22 protein-coding genes and 1 pseudogene are annotated in these 19,023 nt (G+C 34.4%); 19 read left to right on the top strand and 4 right to left on the bottom strand.

Annotated features, from left to right (window positions below; translation table 11 throughout):
• Positions 1-7 precede the first annotated feature (7 nt).
• Both AC1DS7_RS26595 and lpdA read left to right on the top strand, forming a co-directional pair.
• Positions 8-1,207, top strand: a complete 1,200-nt coding sequence (locus AC1DS7_RS26595) for a dihydrolipoamide acetyltransferase family protein (RefSeq protein WP_016101290.1) — start codon at positions 8-10, stop codon at positions 1,205-1,207.
• A gap of 15 nt (positions 1,208-1,222) precedes the next feature.
• Positions 1,223-2,602 carry a dihydrolipoyl dehydrogenase gene (lpdA, locus tag AC1DS7_RS26590; RefSeq protein ID WP_016101291.1) on the top strand — a complete coding sequence of 460 codons (1,380 nt, stop codon included), beginning with the start codon at positions 1,223-1,225 and terminating at the stop codon, positions 2,600-2,602.
• Between the two features lie 168 nt (positions 2,603-2,770).
• On the opposite strand, the gene AC1DS7_RS26585 is transcribed toward lpdA, so the two are convergent.
• Positions 2,771-3,364: a hypothetical protein gene (locus AC1DS7_RS26585; RefSeq protein WP_000914428.1), complete on the bottom strand. Its 594-nt coding sequence runs from the start codon at positions 3,362-3,364 to the stop codon at positions 2,771-2,773.
• A 220-nt stretch (positions 3,365-3,584) separates the two neighbouring features.
• Here AC1DS7_RS26585 and AC1DS7_RS26580 point away from each other — a divergent pair.
• Positions 3,585-4,211: pseudogene (locus AC1DS7_RS26580) on the top strand (DUF4085 family protein).
• A 49-nt stretch (positions 4,212-4,260) separates the two neighbouring features.
• Here AC1DS7_RS26580 and AC1DS7_RS26575 read toward each other — a convergent pair.
• Positions 4,261-4,752: a hypothetical protein gene (locus AC1DS7_RS26575; RefSeq protein WP_016101293.1), complete on the bottom strand. Its 492-nt coding sequence runs from the start codon at positions 4,750-4,752 to the stop codon at positions 4,261-4,263.
• Positions 4,753-5,003: 251 nt separating this feature from the next.
• Between AC1DS7_RS26575 and AC1DS7_RS26570 the strand changes: the two genes are divergently transcribed.
• The 6 genes from AC1DS7_RS26570 to AC1DS7_RS26545 all read left to right on the top strand — a co-directional run bounded on the left by AC1DS7_RS26570 (position 5,004) and on the right by AC1DS7_RS26545 (position 9,481).
• Positions 5,004-5,774 carry a DeoR/GlpR family DNA-binding transcription regulator gene (locus AC1DS7_RS26570; protein WP_016101294.1) on the top strand — a complete coding sequence of 257 codons (771 nt, stop codon included), beginning with the start codon at positions 5,004-5,006 and terminating at the stop codon, positions 5,772-5,774.
• A gap of 12 nt (positions 5,775-5,786) precedes the next feature.
• Positions 5,787-6,383: an N-acetyltransferase family protein gene (locus AC1DS7_RS26565; RefSeq protein ID WP_476999306.1), complete on the top strand. Its 597-nt coding sequence runs from the start codon at positions 5,787-5,789 to the stop codon at positions 6,381-6,383.
• A complete protein-coding gene (locus tag AC1DS7_RS26560; protein WP_002127705.1) occupies positions 6,356-6,694 on the top strand; it encodes an NIPSNAP family protein in 339 nt (112 codons plus the stop codon). Before AC1DS7_RS26565 ends, AC1DS7_RS26560 begins: the two co-directional genes overlap by 28 nt.
• Before the next feature lie 314 nt (positions 6,695-7,008).
• Positions 7,009-8,859 carry a sigma-54-dependent Fis family transcriptional regulator gene (locus AC1DS7_RS26555; protein WP_476999305.1) on the top strand — a complete coding sequence of 617 codons (1,851 nt, stop codon included), beginning with the start codon at positions 7,009-7,011 and terminating at the stop codon, positions 8,857-8,859.
• A gap of 115 nt (positions 8,860-8,974) precedes the next feature.
• Positions 8,975-9,220 carry a DUF3977 family protein gene (locus AC1DS7_RS26550; RefSeq protein WP_476999304.1) on the top strand — a complete coding sequence of 82 codons (246 nt, stop codon included), beginning with the start codon at positions 8,975-8,977 and terminating at the stop codon, positions 9,218-9,220.
• A gap of 21 nt (positions 9,221-9,241) precedes the next feature.
• Entirely contained in the window at positions 9,242-9,481 is a 240-nt protein-coding gene (locus tag AC1DS7_RS26545; RefSeq protein WP_476999303.1) for a DUF3953 domain-containing protein, read from the top strand.
• 47 nt (positions 9,482-9,528) lie between these two features.
• On the opposite strand, the gene AC1DS7_RS26540 is transcribed toward AC1DS7_RS26545, so the two are convergent.
• Complete coding sequence (locus AC1DS7_RS26540; RefSeq protein WP_016101297.1) at positions 9,529-10,140, bottom strand: TetR/AcrR family transcriptional regulator; 612 nt, start codon at positions 10,138-10,140, stop codon at positions 9,529-9,531.
• Positions 10,141-10,299: 159 nt separating this feature from the next.
• Here AC1DS7_RS26540 and kynU point away from each other — a divergent pair, with 159 nt between their 5' ends.
• The 4 genes from kynU (at position 10,300) to AC1DS7_RS26520 (ending at position 13,745) form a co-directional block, all read left to right on the top strand.
• Positions 10,300-11,586: a kynureninase gene (gene kynU / locus AC1DS7_RS26535; RefSeq protein WP_476999302.1), complete on the top strand. Its 1,287-nt coding sequence runs from the start codon at positions 10,300-10,302 to the stop codon at positions 11,584-11,586.
• 2 nt (positions 11,587-11,588) lie between these two features.
• The gene (gene kynB / locus AC1DS7_RS26530; protein WP_427342924.1) at positions 11,589-12,218 is read left to right on the top strand and encodes an arylformamidase; all 630 of its coding nucleotides are present in this window, start codon (positions 11,589-11,591) and stop codon (positions 12,216-12,218) included.
• A 33-nt stretch (positions 12,219-12,251) separates the two neighbouring features.
• Entirely contained in the window at positions 12,252-13,091 is an 840-nt protein-coding gene (kynA, locus tag AC1DS7_RS26525; RefSeq protein WP_000661975.1) for a tryptophan 2,3-dioxygenase, read from the top strand.
• Positions 13,092-13,217: 126 nt separating this feature from the next.
• Positions 13,218-13,745: a Pr6Pr family membrane protein gene (locus AC1DS7_RS26520; RefSeq protein ID WP_476999301.1), complete on the top strand. Its 528-nt coding sequence runs from the start codon at positions 13,218-13,220 to the stop codon at positions 13,743-13,745.
• 56 nt (positions 13,746-13,801) lie between these two features.
• Here AC1DS7_RS26520 and AC1DS7_RS26515 read toward each other — a convergent pair whose 3' ends face one another.
• On the bottom strand, positions 13,802-14,134 hold the full coding sequence (locus AC1DS7_RS26515) for a DUF3889 domain-containing protein (RefSeq protein ID WP_016101300.1): 333 nt from the start codon (positions 14,132-14,134) through the stop codon (positions 13,802-13,804).
• 145 nt (positions 14,135-14,279) lie between these two features.
• Between AC1DS7_RS26515 and sleB the strand changes: the two genes are divergently transcribed.
• The 6 genes from sleB to AC1DS7_RS26485 form a co-directional block, all read left to right on the top strand.
• Complete coding sequence (sleB, locus tag AC1DS7_RS26510; protein ID WP_002013086.1) at positions 14,280-15,059, top strand: spore cortex-lytic enzyme; 780 nt, start codon at positions 14,280-14,282, stop codon at positions 15,057-15,059.
• 15 nt (positions 15,060-15,074) lie between these two features.
• Positions 15,075-16,415 (top strand): germination protein YpeB, encoded by a 1,341-nt coding sequence (gene ypeB / locus AC1DS7_RS26505; protein WP_016101301.1) that lies wholly within the window; start codon positions 15,075-15,077, stop codon positions 16,413-16,415.
• A gap of 26 nt (positions 16,416-16,441) precedes the next feature.
• Positions 16,442-17,038 (top strand): YhcN/YlaJ family sporulation lipoprotein, encoded by a 597-nt coding sequence (locus AC1DS7_RS26500; RefSeq protein ID WP_002085166.1) that lies wholly within the window; start codon positions 16,442-16,444, stop codon positions 17,036-17,038.
• Positions 17,039-17,142: 104 nt separating this feature from the next.
• Complete coding sequence (locus AC1DS7_RS26495) at positions 17,143-17,499, top strand: hypothetical protein (RefSeq protein ID WP_002127693.1); 357 nt, start codon at positions 17,143-17,145, stop codon at positions 17,497-17,499.
• A 27-nt stretch (positions 17,500-17,526) separates the two neighbouring features.
• The gene (locus AC1DS7_RS26490) at positions 17,527-18,024 is read left to right on the top strand and encodes a GNAT family N-acetyltransferase (protein ID WP_002142027.1); all 498 of its coding nucleotides are present in this window, start codon (positions 17,527-17,529) and stop codon (positions 18,022-18,024) included.
• 334 nt (positions 18,025-18,358) lie between these two features.
• Positions 18,359-19,023 (top strand): nuclease/transposase family protein (locus tag AC1DS7_RS26485; RefSeq protein ID WP_476999300.1); only part of this gene is annotated, 665 nt, incomplete at its 3' end.

Below are 19,023 nucleotides of genomic sequence, written 5' to 3'. Positions count from 1 at the left end.
GAGAAACATGGCTGTAGAAGTTGTAATGCCGAAGTTAGGTATGGCGATGAAAGAAGGTATTATTACGAGCTGGAATATTAAAGCAGGTGATAATGTAGAAAAAGGTGAACTAATTGCTAGTATTAACTCGGAAAAAATCGAAACTGAAATAGAAGCACCAGCTGATGGAATTGTTCTTGATATAGCTGTAAGTGAAGATGAGGGAGTGCCGCCGGGTACTGTAATTTGCTACATCGGTAAACCGGACGAAAAAGTAGAAGTTCATGAAAACATACATGTTGTAGAAGAAAAAGCATCTAATCCAGAACCTAAAAAGGTACAACATCCAGAACCATATGCGATAGATGTGACGAAGCAAAGAGTTAAAATATCTCCAGTAGCAAAGAAAATTGCAAAAACTGAAAATCTCGATATTAGATCATTAATTGGTACAGGACCTGGCGGAAGAATTACAAAGGTAGATGTATTAAAGGCGCTTGAAGAAAGAGTAGCAATTCCAGAAGTACTTGAACAAGAAGAAAGTAAAGTCATTCCTATTACTGGTATGCGAAAAGCAATTGCGAACCGTATGCATGCAAGCTTACAAAATAGTGCGCAATTAACATTAACGATGAAAGTAGATGTTACAGATTTAGTTGCTTTACATAAAGAAATAGCGGAAGTTGTACAAAAACGATACGATAACAAACTAACTATTACTGATTTCGTTTCTCGTGCCGTTGTATTAGCGCTAAGAGAGCATAAAGAAATGAACAGCGCGTATATAAATGATGCCATTCATCAATTTGAACATGTTCATTTAGGTATGGCGGTCGCGTTAGAAAAAGGATTAGTCGTTCCAGCTATTCGCTTTGCTAATAATCTATCTTTAGTAGAGTTATCTAAAGAGATTAAAAATGTGGCACAAAAGGCACGAGCAGGCAGTTTAAGTAGTGATGATATGCAAGGGACAACATTTACAATTAGTAATTTAGGTAGCTTCGGTATTGAATATTTTACGCCAGTATTAAATACACCTGAAACTGGTATTTTAGGTGTAGGTGCAATTGAACATGTTCCTGTATATAAAGGGAAAAAATTAAGAAAAGGAAGTATGTTACCTTTAAGTTTAACATTCGATCATCGTGTACTAGACGGTGCACCAGCAGCTGCATTTTTACGCACAATTAAACGTTATTTAGAAGAACCTGTAACAATTCTTTTATAAAGAGAAGGTGAGAAAATGAGTAATTTAGTTGTTATTGGGGGCGGACCTGCTGGTTATGTAGCGGCAATTACCGCGGCTCAAAATGGAAAAGATGTCACTCTTATTGATGAAGCTGATCTTGGCGGGACTTGTTTAAATGTCGGTTGTATGCCTACGAAATCATTGTTAGAAAGTGCGGAAGTATACGATATTGTTAATCATGCGAATCGTTTTGGAGTATTAGTAGATAAGCAGAATATATCAATTGATTGGAAACAAATACAGACGAGAAAATCACAAATCGTAACGCAGCTCGTCCAAGGAATCCAATATTTAATGAAGAAAAATAAAATAAAAGTTATACAAGGTAAAGCGAAATTTGAAACGGATCACCGTATGCGAGTTACACACGGTGATAAAGAAGATGTAGTACATGGAGAACAGTTCATTATAGCGGCAGGATCAGAACCAACTGAATTACCTTTTGCTCCATTTGATGGGAAGTGGATTTTAAATAGTAGTCATGCAATGTCCCTAGAAAATATACCAAAATCATTATTAATCGTTGGTGGTGGTGTAATAGGTTGCGAGTTTGCAAGCATTTATAGTCGTCTTGGAACAAAAGTTACGATTGTTGAAATGGCATCGCAATTATTACCTGGTGAAGATGAAGATATCGCACAAATTTTAAGGGAGAAACTAGAAAATGATGGCGTAAAAATATTTACAGGAGCGGCTTTAAAAGGATTAAATAATTATAAGAAGCAGGCTTCATTTGAATATGAAGGAAGTATCCAAGAAGCCAACCCGGAATTCATTCTCGTTTCTGTAGGTCGAAAACCACGTGTACAAGAATTAGCTTTAGAAAAAGCAGGCATTCAATTTTCAAATAAAGGAATTTCTGTGAATGAACATATGCAAACAAACAGATCACATATTTACGCAGCGGGGGATGTGATTGGTGGAATACAGCTTGCTCACGTTGCCTTCCATGAAGGAACGACAGCGGCATTACACGCGAGCGGAGAAGATGTGAAAGTAAACTATCATGCTGTACCTCGCTGTATTTATACAGCTCCAGAAATTGCTAGTGTCGGTTTAACAGAAAAAGGAGCAAGAGAGCAATACGGTGACATCCTCATCGGAGAATTCGCATTTACAGCGAACGGAAAAGCGCTTATTATTGGAGAACAAACGGGGAAAGTAAAAGTTATTGTGGAACCTAAATATCAAGAAATTGTAGGGATTTCTATTATCGGTCCTCGTGCAACCGAACTAATCGGACAAGGAACGGTGATGATTCATACAGAAGTAACCGCTGATATAATGAGAGATTATATTGCAGCACATCCAACTTTATCTGAAGCAATCCATGAAGCATTATTGCAGGCAGTAGGACATGCTGTACATGCTTGAAGGTAAAAAGACCATTCTAATATGACTGGTCTTTTTAGTAAATAATATTTAAGTAGCAATATGTATAAAAAGATACTAGAAAAATCACTATACTCTCATGTTTTTTTAATCGATGAGAGTATAGTGATTTTGAAACTTCTTCACTTATTTAATTGAAATGCGCTGTTACTATTTAATTTCAATAGCTGAAGTTATATCGTTCCAATCTGCAGCTAAATTAGCAGTTTGACCATACCAATCAGAGTGTCTAAAGGAGACACCTTTTCCATAACCTTGAGTTGAAGAATGTTCCCATAGCGTTGTTGAGTAACTTGCAGAAGGTGAAGCTGTACTTACAGAAGAAATTCTGTCGTTCCAGCTAGAAGGTAGGTTTTTAAAGCCACTGCTCCAATAAATATACTGTCCACCTTTATTTTGATGCTCATAAAAATCGGTACTACCAGCACCACTACCTAAAGGGTTAATTTGATTTTTAAGTGCCTTTTTATCCTTTTCAATAAAAGCATTCAATGTTTCTCTGCTAGTAAAGCCATAAGCTAACCAATCTCCATTTTCATTTTGCTTAGGTAGTACCATAGTAATTTGGATGTCTTTTTTTGATTGATCGCTTAATTTTGTGAATGAATTAACATTCTTTTCATCAACTTTTAAATAATCAAATGATTTAATTGTATTATCTTTTTCTGCAGCACTTACTACTCCTAATCCTCCAGTTAATGCAAAACCTGCTACTAATGCCCCTGCTACTAATTTCTTCAACATATAACCATCCCTTTTTGTTTAGATTTTTGTACATGTAAAACTTGTACATGTAAAATGTATTCTAATTTCACATTTTTGTAAATATTCTGAAGTTTTAGAAATAATAGGCGGAATATTTACAGTTTTGCATTTATTCTTTAGAAAAAATAGTTATTGGAATGATATAATAAATAGATATATCGCTTTTGTTGGATGTTGAAATGTTTTAGGAGGAAAGCCATTGAAGTATTTCAATAAAGATTGGTATAAAGAAATGCAAATTATAGAATTTGTAAGTTTTATAGAGTCTATAAAAGAATGGTCAGAAATGGATATACAAAGTTTAATAGAGGAAATAAAGGAAAGGAAAATAGATTTATTAAAATTTCTTCCTGAATCCATACATCCATTTATTCATAGCACCACAATTAATTCAGAATATCCTTCTAGTGAATTGAAAAAACTTATGAAAGAATGGATAGAGGATTGTGAGAAACGAAGGGCTCATTTAGATCGATTCTACTTAGAGCACTTCCATTCGATTAAGAAAAAACTCCCAACAAATGTTATGAAGTTACATAATTGCTCACTACATGACAGTGTAGTCAAATCAGTAGAGAGAAGATCAAAAGATACGCTAATTATAACTTTAGATTGCAGTGGTACTTTCAGTGAATTTGACAAACTGGAAGTAACTTTTACAGGCGTAACGAAATGTTCTATTCCGGAAAATTTTGAAGGTGCTTGGTGGTTATGACATGAAATAGATCTTACTAATGAAGGCTTCGAATTGGGTGTTTTATTTGATTGCCCATTTGAAGAAGTGACGATTTGTGCAAAAGATGTATTGCTTGAGATGGGTAACTAGTAAACTTTATAACTTTACAAACAAAAAAACAGTCTTATATGACTGTTTTTTATTTRGATGCTAAATTATCAAGTTTCCAATATGTATCTGTTAACGGCGCAGCTTTGCTATCTATGTATAAATACATATTATTTAAATCTTTTGGAGAAGTTTTCATATTAAATACAATGTCGGTAGTTAAAGAAAACTCAGATGGAACCTTTTTAGCATTTTCATTTTGTATAAATTCACCTTCGTATTTTTCACCCGTTTTTTCATCTTTTATGAAATATTTTATTTCTGAAAGATCTATCGTTTGTCCGTCAGCACGAGCATTATTTATAGTAACGCGAGCTGTGAGACGCCACTCTTTGTCTATTTTATCGAATTTTGCATTTTCAACAGTTGCTCTATAGTATTCGTTTTTAAATATTTCCCCATAGTGCATTGCATCCTTTTCAAAAGCGCTCTTTTCTTGTTTTGGTGCAGTATTTCCACTACATCCTGCCATTATTCCTGTAAATAATAATGCTGTACAAGTTACTTTAATTATAGATTTCATAGTAATCCCTTTCTGTATTAAAAAGTAAAACATAGGAATAATTTTACATCAGTAGGAAGGGAAATGGAAGTATGTTTGTGGAATATGCAAATATACATTTATTTCGTTTTCAAGTTAATGGGATAGAAAGAGGGAGAAAAACTGTATAAAGCTGAATAAATAAGAGTTGAAAATATTGTAATACAGAAAAAGCATGCATATAATTAAAATAAAGATTAAATTTCTGAATCTTCAATAATGGTGGTGATAACATGTTCACTGAAGAGCGTAGAGAGAAAATTTTAGAGTTACTTAAGAGAGATGGAAGAGTAATCGCAAAGGATCTTGCGGAAAGTTTTGATATGTCTATTGATTCTATAAGAAGAGATCTATCTATTATGGAGAAAGAGAGTTTATTAAAAAGAACGTACGGAGGTGCAGTTGAACTTACGCGAGTGAGAAACTTAGCTGCCGAACCATCGAAACGTTATCGTGATAGTTCAATAGATGAAGATGCGATTGCGAAAGTTGCTGTATCCTACATACAAGAAGGAGATTCCGTTTTTATTGGCGGGGCTTCCATTCATTATGCCATGTTAAAGTATTTACCTGAAACATCATTTACAGTTATTACGAATGCTTTAGAAATTGCTAGTAAGTTACGAGAATATAAGAACATTGATACGTACTTAATTGGTGGAAAAGTGAAACCATCAGGAAATATGACAGATACACTGGCCTCTGAATTGATAAGTAGATTCTCTATTGATCTTTATTTCTCTACAGGTGGCGGTATTTCATTGAATGGTATAAGTACTGCGACACCGGAAGTTGCTTATTTTGGAAAAACAGTAAGTAAAATTGCTAGAAGAAATATTTGTTTAGCTCCTCATAATAAACTTGGAATAGACTGCTTTATAAAAGGAGAGTCACTGATAGAAATTGACCTTATAATAACAGATGAAGGGGCTAGTAAAGAAACGATTCAACAATTTGAGAAACAAGGTAAAGAAATTGTAATAGCGTCAATAGACCTCATTTAAAAGGAGTTTGAAATGATTATAAAAGGACAAGAGTTTCATATAAATGGATTAACTTATACAGTTCGTTCTGCAGTTCAAACGGATGCTGAGCAGTTATCAGAAATTAGAGTTCAGATCGATGGCGAAACTGAAAATATGGATAGAGAAGCTGGAGAGGGGTTTATTGATAAGATAGGGTTTCAAAAAATAGTAAAAACAGATAGTGAAGAGATGAAGAATCTTTTTTTAGTTGCAGAAGTGCACAACCGAATCGTAGGATTTTCGAGATGTGAAGGATCAAATTTGAAGAGATTATCCCATAAAGTAGAGTTGGGTGTTTGTATTTTAAGAGAGTTTTGGGGATATGGAATGGGTAAGAGTCTATTGCAACAATCTATTCAGTGGGCTGATGAAAATGAAGTGAAAAAGATATCATTGCAAGTGTTAGAGACAAATGAGAAAGCTATTCAGCTTTATAAAAAGTTAGGTTTGGAGGTAGAAGGTATTCTAAAAAATGATAAAAAACTGTCAGATGGTAAGTATTATAATACGGTAGTAATGGGAAGGTTTACTAATACTTTTCATAAAAGAGGTGAAGAAGTATGTTTTACAGAAGGAAATACTATGTAGTAAAAAATGAATTCATAGAAATATTTAATGATCATTTCAATGATACTAATTTACCTAATCAAATAAAATATGGTTCTCGTTTAATAGGACGCTGGATGAAAGATAATAATGATGGTACGACTGAAGTATTTGCAATATGGGAATATGATAGTTATGAACAGTATAAAGAAATTGAATCAAAAATTAGAAGCGACAAGATACATGTTAAAAGAATACATGATTGGTATGAAAAACATGGCGGGAAAGAATATGTTTTACAGGAGTACATATTAGAGTTAAAAAATGAAGAGTTAGTATGTACTGTAAAGTGATAGAGGGGTGAGGAATAATGGGAATTAAAACAAAATTATATTTTAGTTTAGCATCCACCATTTTATTTGCAATAGCGGTGATAGTTTTCTTTATAAACGGCAATCCACAAAAGTGGTTTTGGTTATGTATTTTCTTTGCGTCCATTATACAAAATATAGTTCTACTAAAAAAGAATAAAGAAGTTCATTAAGATATTCAAATTATTAACATATTTGTGTCATCTTTCTAGTTGTATTGAAAACGCTTTTATTCAGTTTTATAATAAAAGTATGTTTTATAAATCTCCAAAACAATTAATAGGGGAGATGATACAATGTTAGCTTCACCGTTTTACTTACATACATGGAAAAAGTTTGTGGATGAAGGAGTCCTTGATTCGAACCGTATAAACGAAAGAATTTCAGAGTCATGGCATCGATGTAAACAAGCAAATGTGAATCCTCATATGAATAAAGGTCAGAAAATTTTGTCTTCTGATATTTTTCAGGATCAAAAGAAAAAGAGTGAAATCTTCCTTGATATAGCAATACCTCAAATACAAAATATGAGAAAAACCATTGATGAACTGCAAATGATGGCATTATTAATTGATCCAGATGGTTATGTTCTATCATTAAGTGGAAATCAGCAAACGTTGAAACGAGCGAAACATATTAATTTTATTGAAGGTGTGAAATGGACGGAAGCAGCTGTTGGTACAAATGCGATAGGAACAGCGTTACAGATTGAAGAGGCTATTATGATAAGTGGTACAGAGCATTATTCTGTCGCATCTCATAGCTGGAGCTGTGCGGCCTCTCCGATTCATAATGATGACGGGAAATTAATTGGTGTTCTAGATTTCTCTTGTCCAATTGAGTTTTCACATCCATATATGCTCGGAATGGTAACTTCGATCGCGCATGCGATTGAACGTGAATGTAGTATTCGAGTACATCAAAATGAACTGCATTTAATCCATCGTTTTTTAGATGTAATTGACAGTGATGAACAAGTTGTTATTTGTAACCATCGTGATGTTATCGTTTCTGCGAGCAAGAGGGTTCGTGAACGAGTATGTAATTGGTCACGAATGAAACTTGAAGATTTATTGCACAATGGATTGAAACCTAAATTAGAGGTACCGGTATATAGTAATGATAGAATGATTGGGAAATGTATTTACTTAAAGGAAAATAAACAAGAAAATTTATTTTCTACTTACCCGTTTATAAACGGAATTACTTTCCCTGGAGTTATTGGGACAAGCAGCGTATTTCAACATACTTTAGAAGAAATTAAGCTTGTTTCACCAACTGACGCTAGTGTATATGTTTGTGGAGAAACAGGTGTAGGGAAAGAATATGTAGCGAGAGCGATTCATGAAAATAGTCCAAGAAAAAATGGTCCTTTTATAGCTGTTAACTGCGGTTCATTACCGAAAGAATTAATGGAAAGTGAATTATTCGGTTATGCTGAAGGTGCGTTTACAGGTGCGCGGCGCCAAGGATATAAAGGGAAATTCGAACAAGCAGATGGAGGAACAATATTTTTAGATGAAATTGGTGAAGTACCGCCAGAGATGCAAGTGGCATTATTGCGTGTTTTGCAAGAACGAACAGTAACCCCAATTGGTAGTTCAAAAGAGGTACCAGTAAATATTCGTATTATTACTGCGACACATAAAGATTTACTACGATTAGTAGAAGAAGGGAAATTCCGTCAAGATTTATATTATCGTTTACATGTTTATCCGCTATATGTTCCGTCGTTAATAGAAAGAAAAGAGGATATTCCGTACTTCATACAACATTTTTGTGAACGAAAGGATTGGAATGTTGTATTTCCAAAGAGTATTTGTAATCAATTTTCACAGCATACATGGCCCGGAAATATTCGAGAATTATTAAATGTATTAGAACGCATATACATTTTGTCGCAAGGACGGGAAATATGCGAAAAACAAATCTCTTTTTTATTACAAACAATGATTGGAAATCAACATCAACTTGAATTGCAAGCAGAAAATAAAACGGAGCATACATTAAATTCCCGTGAAAAAATACAGCGTGATAGCATGATTGAAGCGCTAGAAAAGACGAACGGAAATGTTTCATTAGCTGCAAAACTATTAGATGTGCCACGCAGTACATTTTATAAACGTATGCAAAAATTTAGGCTATAAAAGTAGATTTTTGTAATCTGCTTTTTCTTTATGGGCTCACGTTCTGTCGGAATGTGCGCTTGCCAGGGAAATAATAGAATAATTAGAAAGAAGATTTCCTGAAGGGGGTTAGCATGTGAAGTATATTGAAAGTGGAATCGGGAATAGGTGGTTCATTCGAACGGAAACCGAAAATAAAGATGGAACTGAATTCGAGGAACGAGGAATTAATAAACCAATTTATTTTGAGTCTTTATATGTACGGATTTGGTTTCGGAAAACGTGTTTTATTTTTGATACGAAAGAGGGCTTTAAGAAAGTAAGAAAAAGTAGAGCTGAGTATAAGTTTATTGTTGGAATGGTGAGTAGGTTAAAACAATAGAATCACACAGGGGGTGTTTTTATGATTAGAATTATCACATTCATACTCGCTTTTATTATAATGGGCTATTCTATTTACAGTTGGAATGATGATTCGAAGCAAAGTATGCTCATTTTACAATTACTTTTAGGTTTTATGCTTGCCGGTATGGGGATACAAAACGTTAAGAAGGATGAAAAAGAGAATAAGAATATGGGGTTGTTGCTTTTACTTGCATCGCTATTTTGTATTATTGTATCGTTAATAAAATATTTTAAATAAACCGTTACTAAGCATATTGAGTAACGGTTTTTTGAGGTTATAATGTGCTATTTATATAACCCCGTCGTATACATTACCGTTAAAGTATGTACAATTTCTTCTAATTCTAGTTCTTTATCATTTTGCACGATTGTCCAAAGAAACGTTTCATTCATAGAGAACCAGCCGCATGCGACAATCTCTTTATTTAACTCAGTTCGTACTAATTCATTTTCCTGGGAATGGGTAATGTCTTGTATAATCCGTGTTACAAAGCGTTCGCGAATCTCATCCCATTTTTGACGTATTTCTTTTGAGGTTCTTATTGCTTCTTCAACAACTTGTAATATAGCTCTTTCTTCTTGTGCTAACTGTAAAAAAGCGCGCACTTGATTCTGAATCATATCTCGTGCTTCGACCTTTGTTTGAGGGGAAAAAGAGCGATCAGCAATATCATAAAAGCGATTCATAACATCTTCCATCAAAACGACGAGGAGAGCATCTTTGTTTTTAAAATATACATATGCTGTTCCATAACCAGTTTCTGCATGTTTAATAATTTGCGTGATTGTAGTTTTCTGAAATCCGTTTTTTATAAACATAGTATAACCGGAATGTAATAGTTTCTTTTTTGTTTCTAAGGAGCGGTGTTTTCTTGTTGAAAGAGTAGAATTTTTCAAGGAATCACCTCTTTATACTGAAATATCTGAAAATATAATTGTATTGTAAAAGAAGTTTGTATATAAAGTCAACTGACATAATATCATTGACGTTATATCAATTTAAGTGATATATTTCAATTAGTTAGAATAAAAAGAAAATTAAAAGAAGGTGACACCATGTATAAAGAACCATTTCAACCAACTTATGAGTATGCGCTTGAATGTGATAAACATGATGAACTGAAAGATTTCCAATCTGAATTTTATAAAAAAGAAGGAACAATATATTTAGATGGTAACTCTTTAGGGTTGCTTTCAAAAAGAGCAGAGAAATCGTTACTTACCTTGCTAGATTCATGGAAAGAGTTTGGGATTGATGGATGGACTGAAGGTGAGCATCCATGGTTTTTCCTTTCGGAGAAATTGGGTGAATTGACAGCACCTCTTATTGGATCTTTACCGGAAGAAACGATTGTAACCGGTTCCACGACTGCGAATATACATCAAGTTATTGCGACGTTTTATGAGCCGAAAGGAATACGAACAAAAATTCTTGCGGATGAATTAACTTTTCCGTCAGATATTTATGCACTTCAGAGTCAAATTCGTTTAAAAGGCTTAGATCCAGATGAACATTTAGTACGAGTGAAAAGCCGAGATGGAAGAACACTTTCTGAAGATGATATTATTCATGCGATGACCGATGATATCGCTTTAATATTATTGCCTTCTGTACTATATAGGAGTGGACAAATTCTTGATATGAAGCGATTAACAGCTGAAGCTCATAAACGTGGTATTCATATCGGTTTTGATTTATGTCATTCAATCGGCTCCATTCCGCATCATTTTAAAGAGTGGGATGTAGATTTCGCTGTATGGTGTAATTATAAATATTTAAATGCAGGTCCTGGTGGTGTTGCAGGCCTTTATGTAAATAATAAACACTTTAATAGACTCCCAGGATTATCTGGTTGGTTTAGTTCTAGAAAAGATAAGCAATTTGATATGGAGCATTCATTAACTGCGGCTGACCATGCTGGAGCTTATCAAATAGGGACACCTCACGTATTAAGTACTGCACCATTAATCGGTTCTCTTGAAATTTTTAAAGAAGCTGGTATTGAGAAGTTACGTGGAAAATCATTACATATTACGAGATATATGCTTGATTTAATTGAACATGAATTAAAAGGCTTTGAATTTACAATTGGAAATCCATTAGAGGATGAAAAACGAGGCGGGCATATTTATTTAGAACATGCTGAGGCGGCGCGTATTTGTAAAGCGTTAAAAGCAAATGGGGTTATTCCAGACTTTAGAGCTCCAAATGGAGTTAGACTTGCGCCTGTTGCTTTATACAATACGTATGAGGAAGTATGGAACTCTGTACAAATCTTAAAGAAAATTATGAAAAATGAAGAATATAAAAACTTTGAAAATAAGCGAGAGGTTGTGGCGTAAGCATGAGAACATCGCAGTGGATTGATATTTCACAACCACTAAATAATGATATCGCGACATGGCCAGGGGATACACCGTTCTCGTATGAAGTTTCATGGTCAAAAGAAAACAGTGGTTCAGTAAATGTCGGAAAGTTAACGATGAGTATCCATACAGGTACTCATATTGATGCACCTTTTCATTTTGATAATGACGGTAAGAAGGTGTTGGATTTAGATATTCAAGTTTATGTTGGCCCAGCGCGAATCATTGACGTTTCTAATCTTGAAAGCATCGGGAAAAAGGAATTAGAAAACTTTCATTTAGAAGGTGTGGAACGATTGTTATTACGTACATCTTCACATGGTAAAGCAAATGAATTCCCAGATGTAATCCCGCATTTACGCGCAGATATTGCAGCCTTTCTTTCTGAAAAGGGAATTCGTTTAATCGGGGTGGACGTACCATCTGTTGATCCTTTAGATGATAAAGAACTAGCAGCACATCATCAATTATTTAAACATGGAATTCACATTTTAGAAAATGTCGTACTCGATCACGTAGTAGACGGCGATTACGAACTTATTGCATTACCACTTGCATTAACAGATGCGGATGGGAGTCCAGTTCGAGCTGTTATTAGACCAATATAAGTAGAAATGAACACAAAGGGGCGTTTGGCTAATATGAAAGAAAATGAAAAGGTAATTATGGAAAAAGGGATTCATACGGATTTTAAGGAGAATATGACGTACGGAGAGTATTTACAGCTAGATAGCTTATTATCTAGTCAACAAAGATTATCAGATCATCATGATGAAATGTTATTTATCGTCATCCATCAAGCGAGTGAGCTTTGGATGAAACTAATTTTACATGAATTGAATGCAGCGATTGAATCTATTAAACAAGATAAATTACCACCAGCCTTTAAAATGTTAGCACGTGTATCAAAAATTCAGTCGCAAATTATTCAATCTTGGGATATTCTTGCGACATTAACGCCATCAGAATATATTGAGTTCCGCGATTCACTTGGTCAGGCTTCAGGTTTTCAATCGTATCAATATCGAATGATTGAATATGCACTTGGTTATAAAACACCACATGCATTAAAAATTTATGAAAAGGACCCAGAATTACATGCTCGTCTTCATAAAGCACTTCATGCACCAAGTTTGTATGATGTGGCGATACAAGCCCTTGTTAAAGAAGGATTTCCAATTCATAAAGATGTGTTAAATCGTGATGTTACGCAGCCTTACGAAGAGGATGCAACTGTAGAAGCGGCTTGGATAGAGGTATATGCGGACGTGCAGAAATATTGGGATTTATATCAGCTTGCAGAGAAATTAATCGATATTGAAGACTGGCTACAACAATGGCGTTTCCGTCATATGAAAACGGTAGAACGAATTATTGGTCATAAAATGGGAACAGGTGGCTCTTCTGGCGTATCTTATTTAAAGCGAGTGCTTGATCAATGCTTCTTCCCAGAGCTTTGGAACGTTCGAACGAAATTATAAAAATAAACTTGTCAGCTATTAAATGCTGGCAAGTTTATTTTTTTGTTTTAATAACAAATATGATTTAATAGAGAGAACGAGATGAACTACAAATATTACATAACCGTTTAGATGGAGGAAGATTTCTTGAATTTCGAGCAATTACAAAATAAATTTGAAAAGAAAAAGGTTAATACATTTCTTGTTTATCAAAAGGGGGAATTAACGACTGAGTACTATAAAACGATAGACTGTGCAAATGACTTATTTAAAATTAATTCGATTACAAAAAGTATCGTATCTATATTAATTGGTATCGCAATTGATAAAGGATTTATAAATAATATACATACACCAATCACAACATGGATTCCCAATGTACCGGAGAAAAAAAGGGAATTAACACTGTATCATTTATTAACGATGACAACAGGAGAAGATTGGCAAGAATTCGGCAATGGGGTTGTTTTCCCGCTTTTATATGTTGTCTGTAGCTTAATACGCGGGCCATTCGTGAATTGGTACCCATATCCGTTTTTAGATCCGAGAATAGGTGGATATGGGAGAGTATTTTTATATAGTATAGGGATATCCGTTGTTATTGGAGCTATTTGCGGATTAGTAAAAATGTTAGGGAATCGATCTTTGCATATAAAAAATAATCCTCCTTATTAAGGAAGAAGTACATAAAGAAACCTCTGTCTGTATGTAAAGACGGAGGTTTTTTTGTTTTACCGACTTGTCTTCTGAAAGGACATCTTTAAAAATTCCTCTGTTTTCGTATCAAACTCTACATCCACAAAAACACCATACTCTTTTCCACCCTCACGTAGCCATAATTTAAACTTTTCAACTGTTATTTGAACAGTTTTTGGTTGTCTACCTATATGAAGGTAATCGATAATCTCAGCTTTCGGATATTGTTCTTTCGTTTTTTCAACGGCTAGTTTACCCCATTTTGCATATGGCGGTTGTGCGTGAACAATAGATGGGTCGGTATGTATATTTGAACATATTGTTATTAAAAAAAATATAAATGCTGTACGTACGAGGAATCGCTTCATAATAAGCTCCTTTTATTCTTTTTGTATATTGTTTACATATTTCTTCAAGCATATAAGTTTGGATTTTTTTGTCTTCTTTACATAAAAGCGAGGGTTTTACAAAACATAACCATGAAATCATTTCCGTAATTAAGGAGGGAAATACATGCGTCAAAAAGCTGTTTTTAAGATAGCGATCTTGCTTGTCTTTATCGGGCTATCTTTAATGGTAAGTAGTATACAAACCAAAAATGTGGAAGCCTTTTCTAATCAAGTGATTCAAAGAGGGGCATCTGGAGAAGATGTCATTGAACTGCAAACTCGTTTGAAATATAACGGATTTTATACTGGGAAAGTTGATGGTGTTTTCGGATGGGGTACATATTGGGCGCTTCGAAACTTTCAGCAAAAATTCGGATTGCCAGTTGATGGTTTAGCGGGTGCTAAAACGAAGCAAATGCTTGTAAAGGCAACGAAGTATGATAAGTCGACCGCTAATAAAGATACTACAACTAATAAAGGGAACAGTGGTGGAGGTACACAGGAAAATAAGCCGCCAAAAAGTACAGGGACAAATGTTCCAAACGGTTATTCTCAAAATGACATTCAGTTAATGGCAAACGCTGTATACGGAGAATCCCGTGGTGAGCCGTATTTAGGACAAGTTGCAGTAGCTGCGGTTATTTTAAACCGTGTCACAAGTGCATCATTTCCAAATACTGTTTCAGGAGTAATCTTTGAGCCGAGAGCATTTACAGCAGTAGCAGATGGACAAATATATTTAACGCCAAATGAAAATGCGAAAAAAGCCGTATTAGATGCAATCAATGGATGGGACCCAACTGGGAATGCATTATATTATTTCAACCCGGATACTGCGACAAGTAAATGGATTTGGACTCGTCCACAAATTAAAAAAATTGGTAAGCATATTTTCTGTAAATAGAGCGGAGGTGGAAACATGTTACGAGGTATTATCATCGTATTGTTAACAGTAGGTGTAGTCGGAACAGGGTATTGGGGCTATAAAGAGCATCAAGAGAAAAATGCAGTATTAATTCGAGCGGAAAATAGTTATCAGCGTGCGTTTCATGATTTAGCATATGAAGTTGATTTATTACACGATAAAATTGGAACAACACTGGCGATGAATTCACGTTCCTCATTATCGCCAGCTTTAGTAGATGTATGGCGTTTAACATCAGAGGCTCGTTCTGATGTAGGACAATTACCTTTAACATTAATGCCATTTAATAAAACGGAAGAGTTCCTTGCGAATATCGGTGATTTTAGTTATCGTGCAGCGGTTCGTGATTTAGAAAAAGATCCGTTAAATGATCAAGAATATAAAACGTTACAAGGTTTATATTCAAATGCAGCAAATATACAAGATGAACTGAGAAAAGTGCAGCATCTTGTATTGAAAAATAATCTTCGCTGGATGGATGTAGAAATGGCTCTTGCGTCAAACCAAGATCCAGCAGATAACACAATTATCGATGGATTAAAGACGGTAGAAAAGAATGTAACATCATACTCGTCCACAAACTTTGGACCGACTTTTACAAGTGCACAAAAGAATAAAAAAGGCGGATTTGAAGCAAAAGGAAAGGCGATTTCGAAAGCGGAAGCGGAAAAAATCGCGAAATCATTTTTAAACTTAAAAGGGAATGAAAAAGTAGAAGTTGAGAAAAGTGGAAAAGGTGCAAAAGAATCATTCTACAGTGTGAAAATTCAAGATCCAGCAACGAACAATGAGTATTATATGGATATTACCGGAAAAGGTGGATATCCAATTTGGGTAATGAACAACCGAGAAATTAAAGAGCAAAAAATCAGTTTAAATGATGCAGGAAGTAAAGGATTAACATTTTTAAAGGATCACAAGTTTACAAATATGGAGCTGTTTGATAGTTCTCAATATGATAATATCGGTGTGTTTACGTACGTTGTAAATGAAAATGGAGTGCGTATTTATCCAGAAGCAATCCAAATGAAAATTGCTTTAGATGATGGGTCGATTGTTGGTTTTTCCGCAAAGGAATATTTAGCATCACATCAAAAACGAACGATTCCGAGTGCGAAGCTAACCGCTGCTGAGGCGAGAAAGAAAATTAACCCCGATGTAAAAGTTATGGAAGAACGTAAAGCTGTAGTAGTAAATGACTTGCATAATGAAGTACTTTGTTATGAATATATTGGTACTTTAGGGAAAGATACGTACCAAATTTTCATTAACGCAAATAGCGGTACAGAAGAAAAAGTGAAGAAGATGCAAGCTGTTGAGAAAATTTATGATTAAACATCAATGATAAAGTGGTGAAAATAATGAAAATCATTATATATATGTTAATGCTTTGTTTCGTTATTACTGGATGTAGTATTGGAAAAAAAGACAATCCTAATGAAAAGCCAGAACAAAAAAATGTCTCGATGAAAAATGTTACGTATACAAATAAATCAAATAAGCCAAATGAAAAAGCAGCTGATCATCTGGCATCTTTAGCTGCAAGTATACCTGGTGTAAACGATGCGACAGCAGTAGTAGTTGGGAAGTATGCTGTTGTAGGTATTGATGTGAAAGCGAAACTTGATCGAACTCGCGTTGAGTCAATTAAGTATTCTGTTGCAGAAAGTTTAAAGAATGACCCGAACGGTGCAAATGCAGTCGTTGTAGCAGATGTTGATACGTATGAAAGACTAAAACAAATAGGCAAGCAAATTAAAAAAGGTAAAACTGGTGAAGGCATACTTGATGAATTAGCAGCAATTGTTGGCCGAGTAATGCCGCAAGTTCCAAATGATATGATTGAAAATAGAGAAACGAATCCGATTAAAGATAATGATAAACAATTACCAAAAGATGAAGAACAAGAACTACGAAAAGAACAAGAAGATCAGTCAAATAACCATTTGAAAAAATAGTGAAAACCCCGTACTAAATTGTACGGGGTTTTTCTTCAAGATTAAATATTCAGTTTATTTTTAAGGGAATATATGGTTTAATAATGAGGGGAGGGACAGCCGTTATGATGAAAAAAAGCGCACTTATATTAGGTAGTTTATGCATAGGTTTTAGTATGACAGCGTGTGACCAGAAGAAAGAAGTGAAGAAGAAAACAGCTATGTCTTCTACTATAACGGAAAATAAAAAGCAAGAGACCATTAATATAAATCATTTCTCAAATATTAATGAAGGAATGACTTATTTAGAAGTGAAAGATTTAATCGGTTTTGAAGGGGATTTACTCATAGAAGAAGGGGAAGAACATTCTACACGAATTAAGCAAATTTTTGCTTGGAAAGGAAACGATCCAAAATCATTTGCTAAAATAACATTTTTGGATGGAAAAGTGCATTCTAAAACACAGCAAGGTTTAAGTTAATAACTTGAAGGAATGGGAGAGTTAAGCATGAACATACATACAGGGGAAATACAATTAGTTCCATATAAGGAGCAGTATAAAGAGATAATACAATCATTTACTTTACCAAGTGAACAAGTTCAATTTACGGCGAATCCAGGTGAATTACTGGAGAAAGCGAAAAATGATCGAACGAAAAATGTAGTTGTTATTTTAGACTATAACGGAGTACCTGTCGGTGTATTTATATTACAAACAGGTGATAGGGTACAGGAGTTTACAGAAAATAAGGATGCCATACTTTTAACTTCTTTTTCCATTAATCACAATAAACAAAAGAAAGGATATGCTAAAAAATCATTGGCGTTATTACAAGACTTTGTAAAATATTATTATCCAGTAAAAAATGAAGTGATTCTTGCTGTAAATGAAAAAAATATTCCGGCACAAAAGTTATATGAGAAAGTTGGATTTCAAGATAAAGGGTTTAGAAGAATGGGACCAATTGGACAACAATTCATATTACATTTACCTATAACGAGATAACAAAGCTTACAGCCCTTTCCGAACGAGAAAGCCCATCGCCTTTAGGCATGGGATGAAAGTGAGGTTGGATACGGAGTGCCACTGAAAATCGAAAGGTTAAGTATCCAAAGTATAGGTAGTTTCTTCAAGTCTTTTTGTTGTGATTTTTCGAAAGTAAATGATACATTGTAACTAGAATCAATGATGATAGAAGTACGTTTCAAAGTGTTTGAGAGGAAAATCTCCTCACCTCATGTAGTTGTAAAGTTTATGGACACGTTCTTATTTTGTTTCTATTGCTAGAAATGTATCACATGAACGATGTTGAAAATCAAAAAACAAGGGGATGAAACGTATGTCACAGACCCTAACAGTGAAAGTGAAATTGATTCCAACAAAAGAACAAATCCGTTTATTRGAACAAAGTAGCCAAGAATATATCAAAGTCATAAATATACTTGTATCAGAAATGGTTGAAGCAAAGAAAAGTACGAAAAAAAGCACAAAAGATATCGAAGCAAATATCCCAAGTGCGGTGAAGAATCAAGCAATCAAAGACGCAAAAAGTTTGTTTGCTACAAAAGTAAAGAAAAGCAATTATAAAATCATTCCGATTTTAAAGAGGCCTGTTTGTATATGGAACAATCAAAATTATTCGTTTGACGCCACTCATATTTCAATCCCGTTTAAGGTAAATGGAAAGTCCACTCGTTTAAAGGTCCGAGCTTTATTAATCGATAAAAACAATCGCAATTTGGATTTGCTAAAACATAAGTTAGGTACACTTCGCATCACAAAGAAATCGAATAAGTGGATTGCTCAAATATCTGTTATGGTTCCTACAAATGAAAGAGCAGGGACGAAAATTTTAGGAGTAGACCTAGGTCTCAAAGTCCCTGCGGTAGCGATCACAGATGATGACAAGGTTCGTTTCTTTGGGAATGGTAGGCAAAAYAAATATAGGAAGCGTAAGTTTYGTAGTGTTCGTAAGAAGTTAGGAAAAGACAAAAAAGTGAATGC

It is taken from the genome of Bacillus sp. P4_E1 (genome assembly GCF_056401715.1).
The sequence above is the reverse complement of the archived record's forward strand: the minus strand, read 5'-3'. Positions and strand labels throughout refer to the sequence as shown.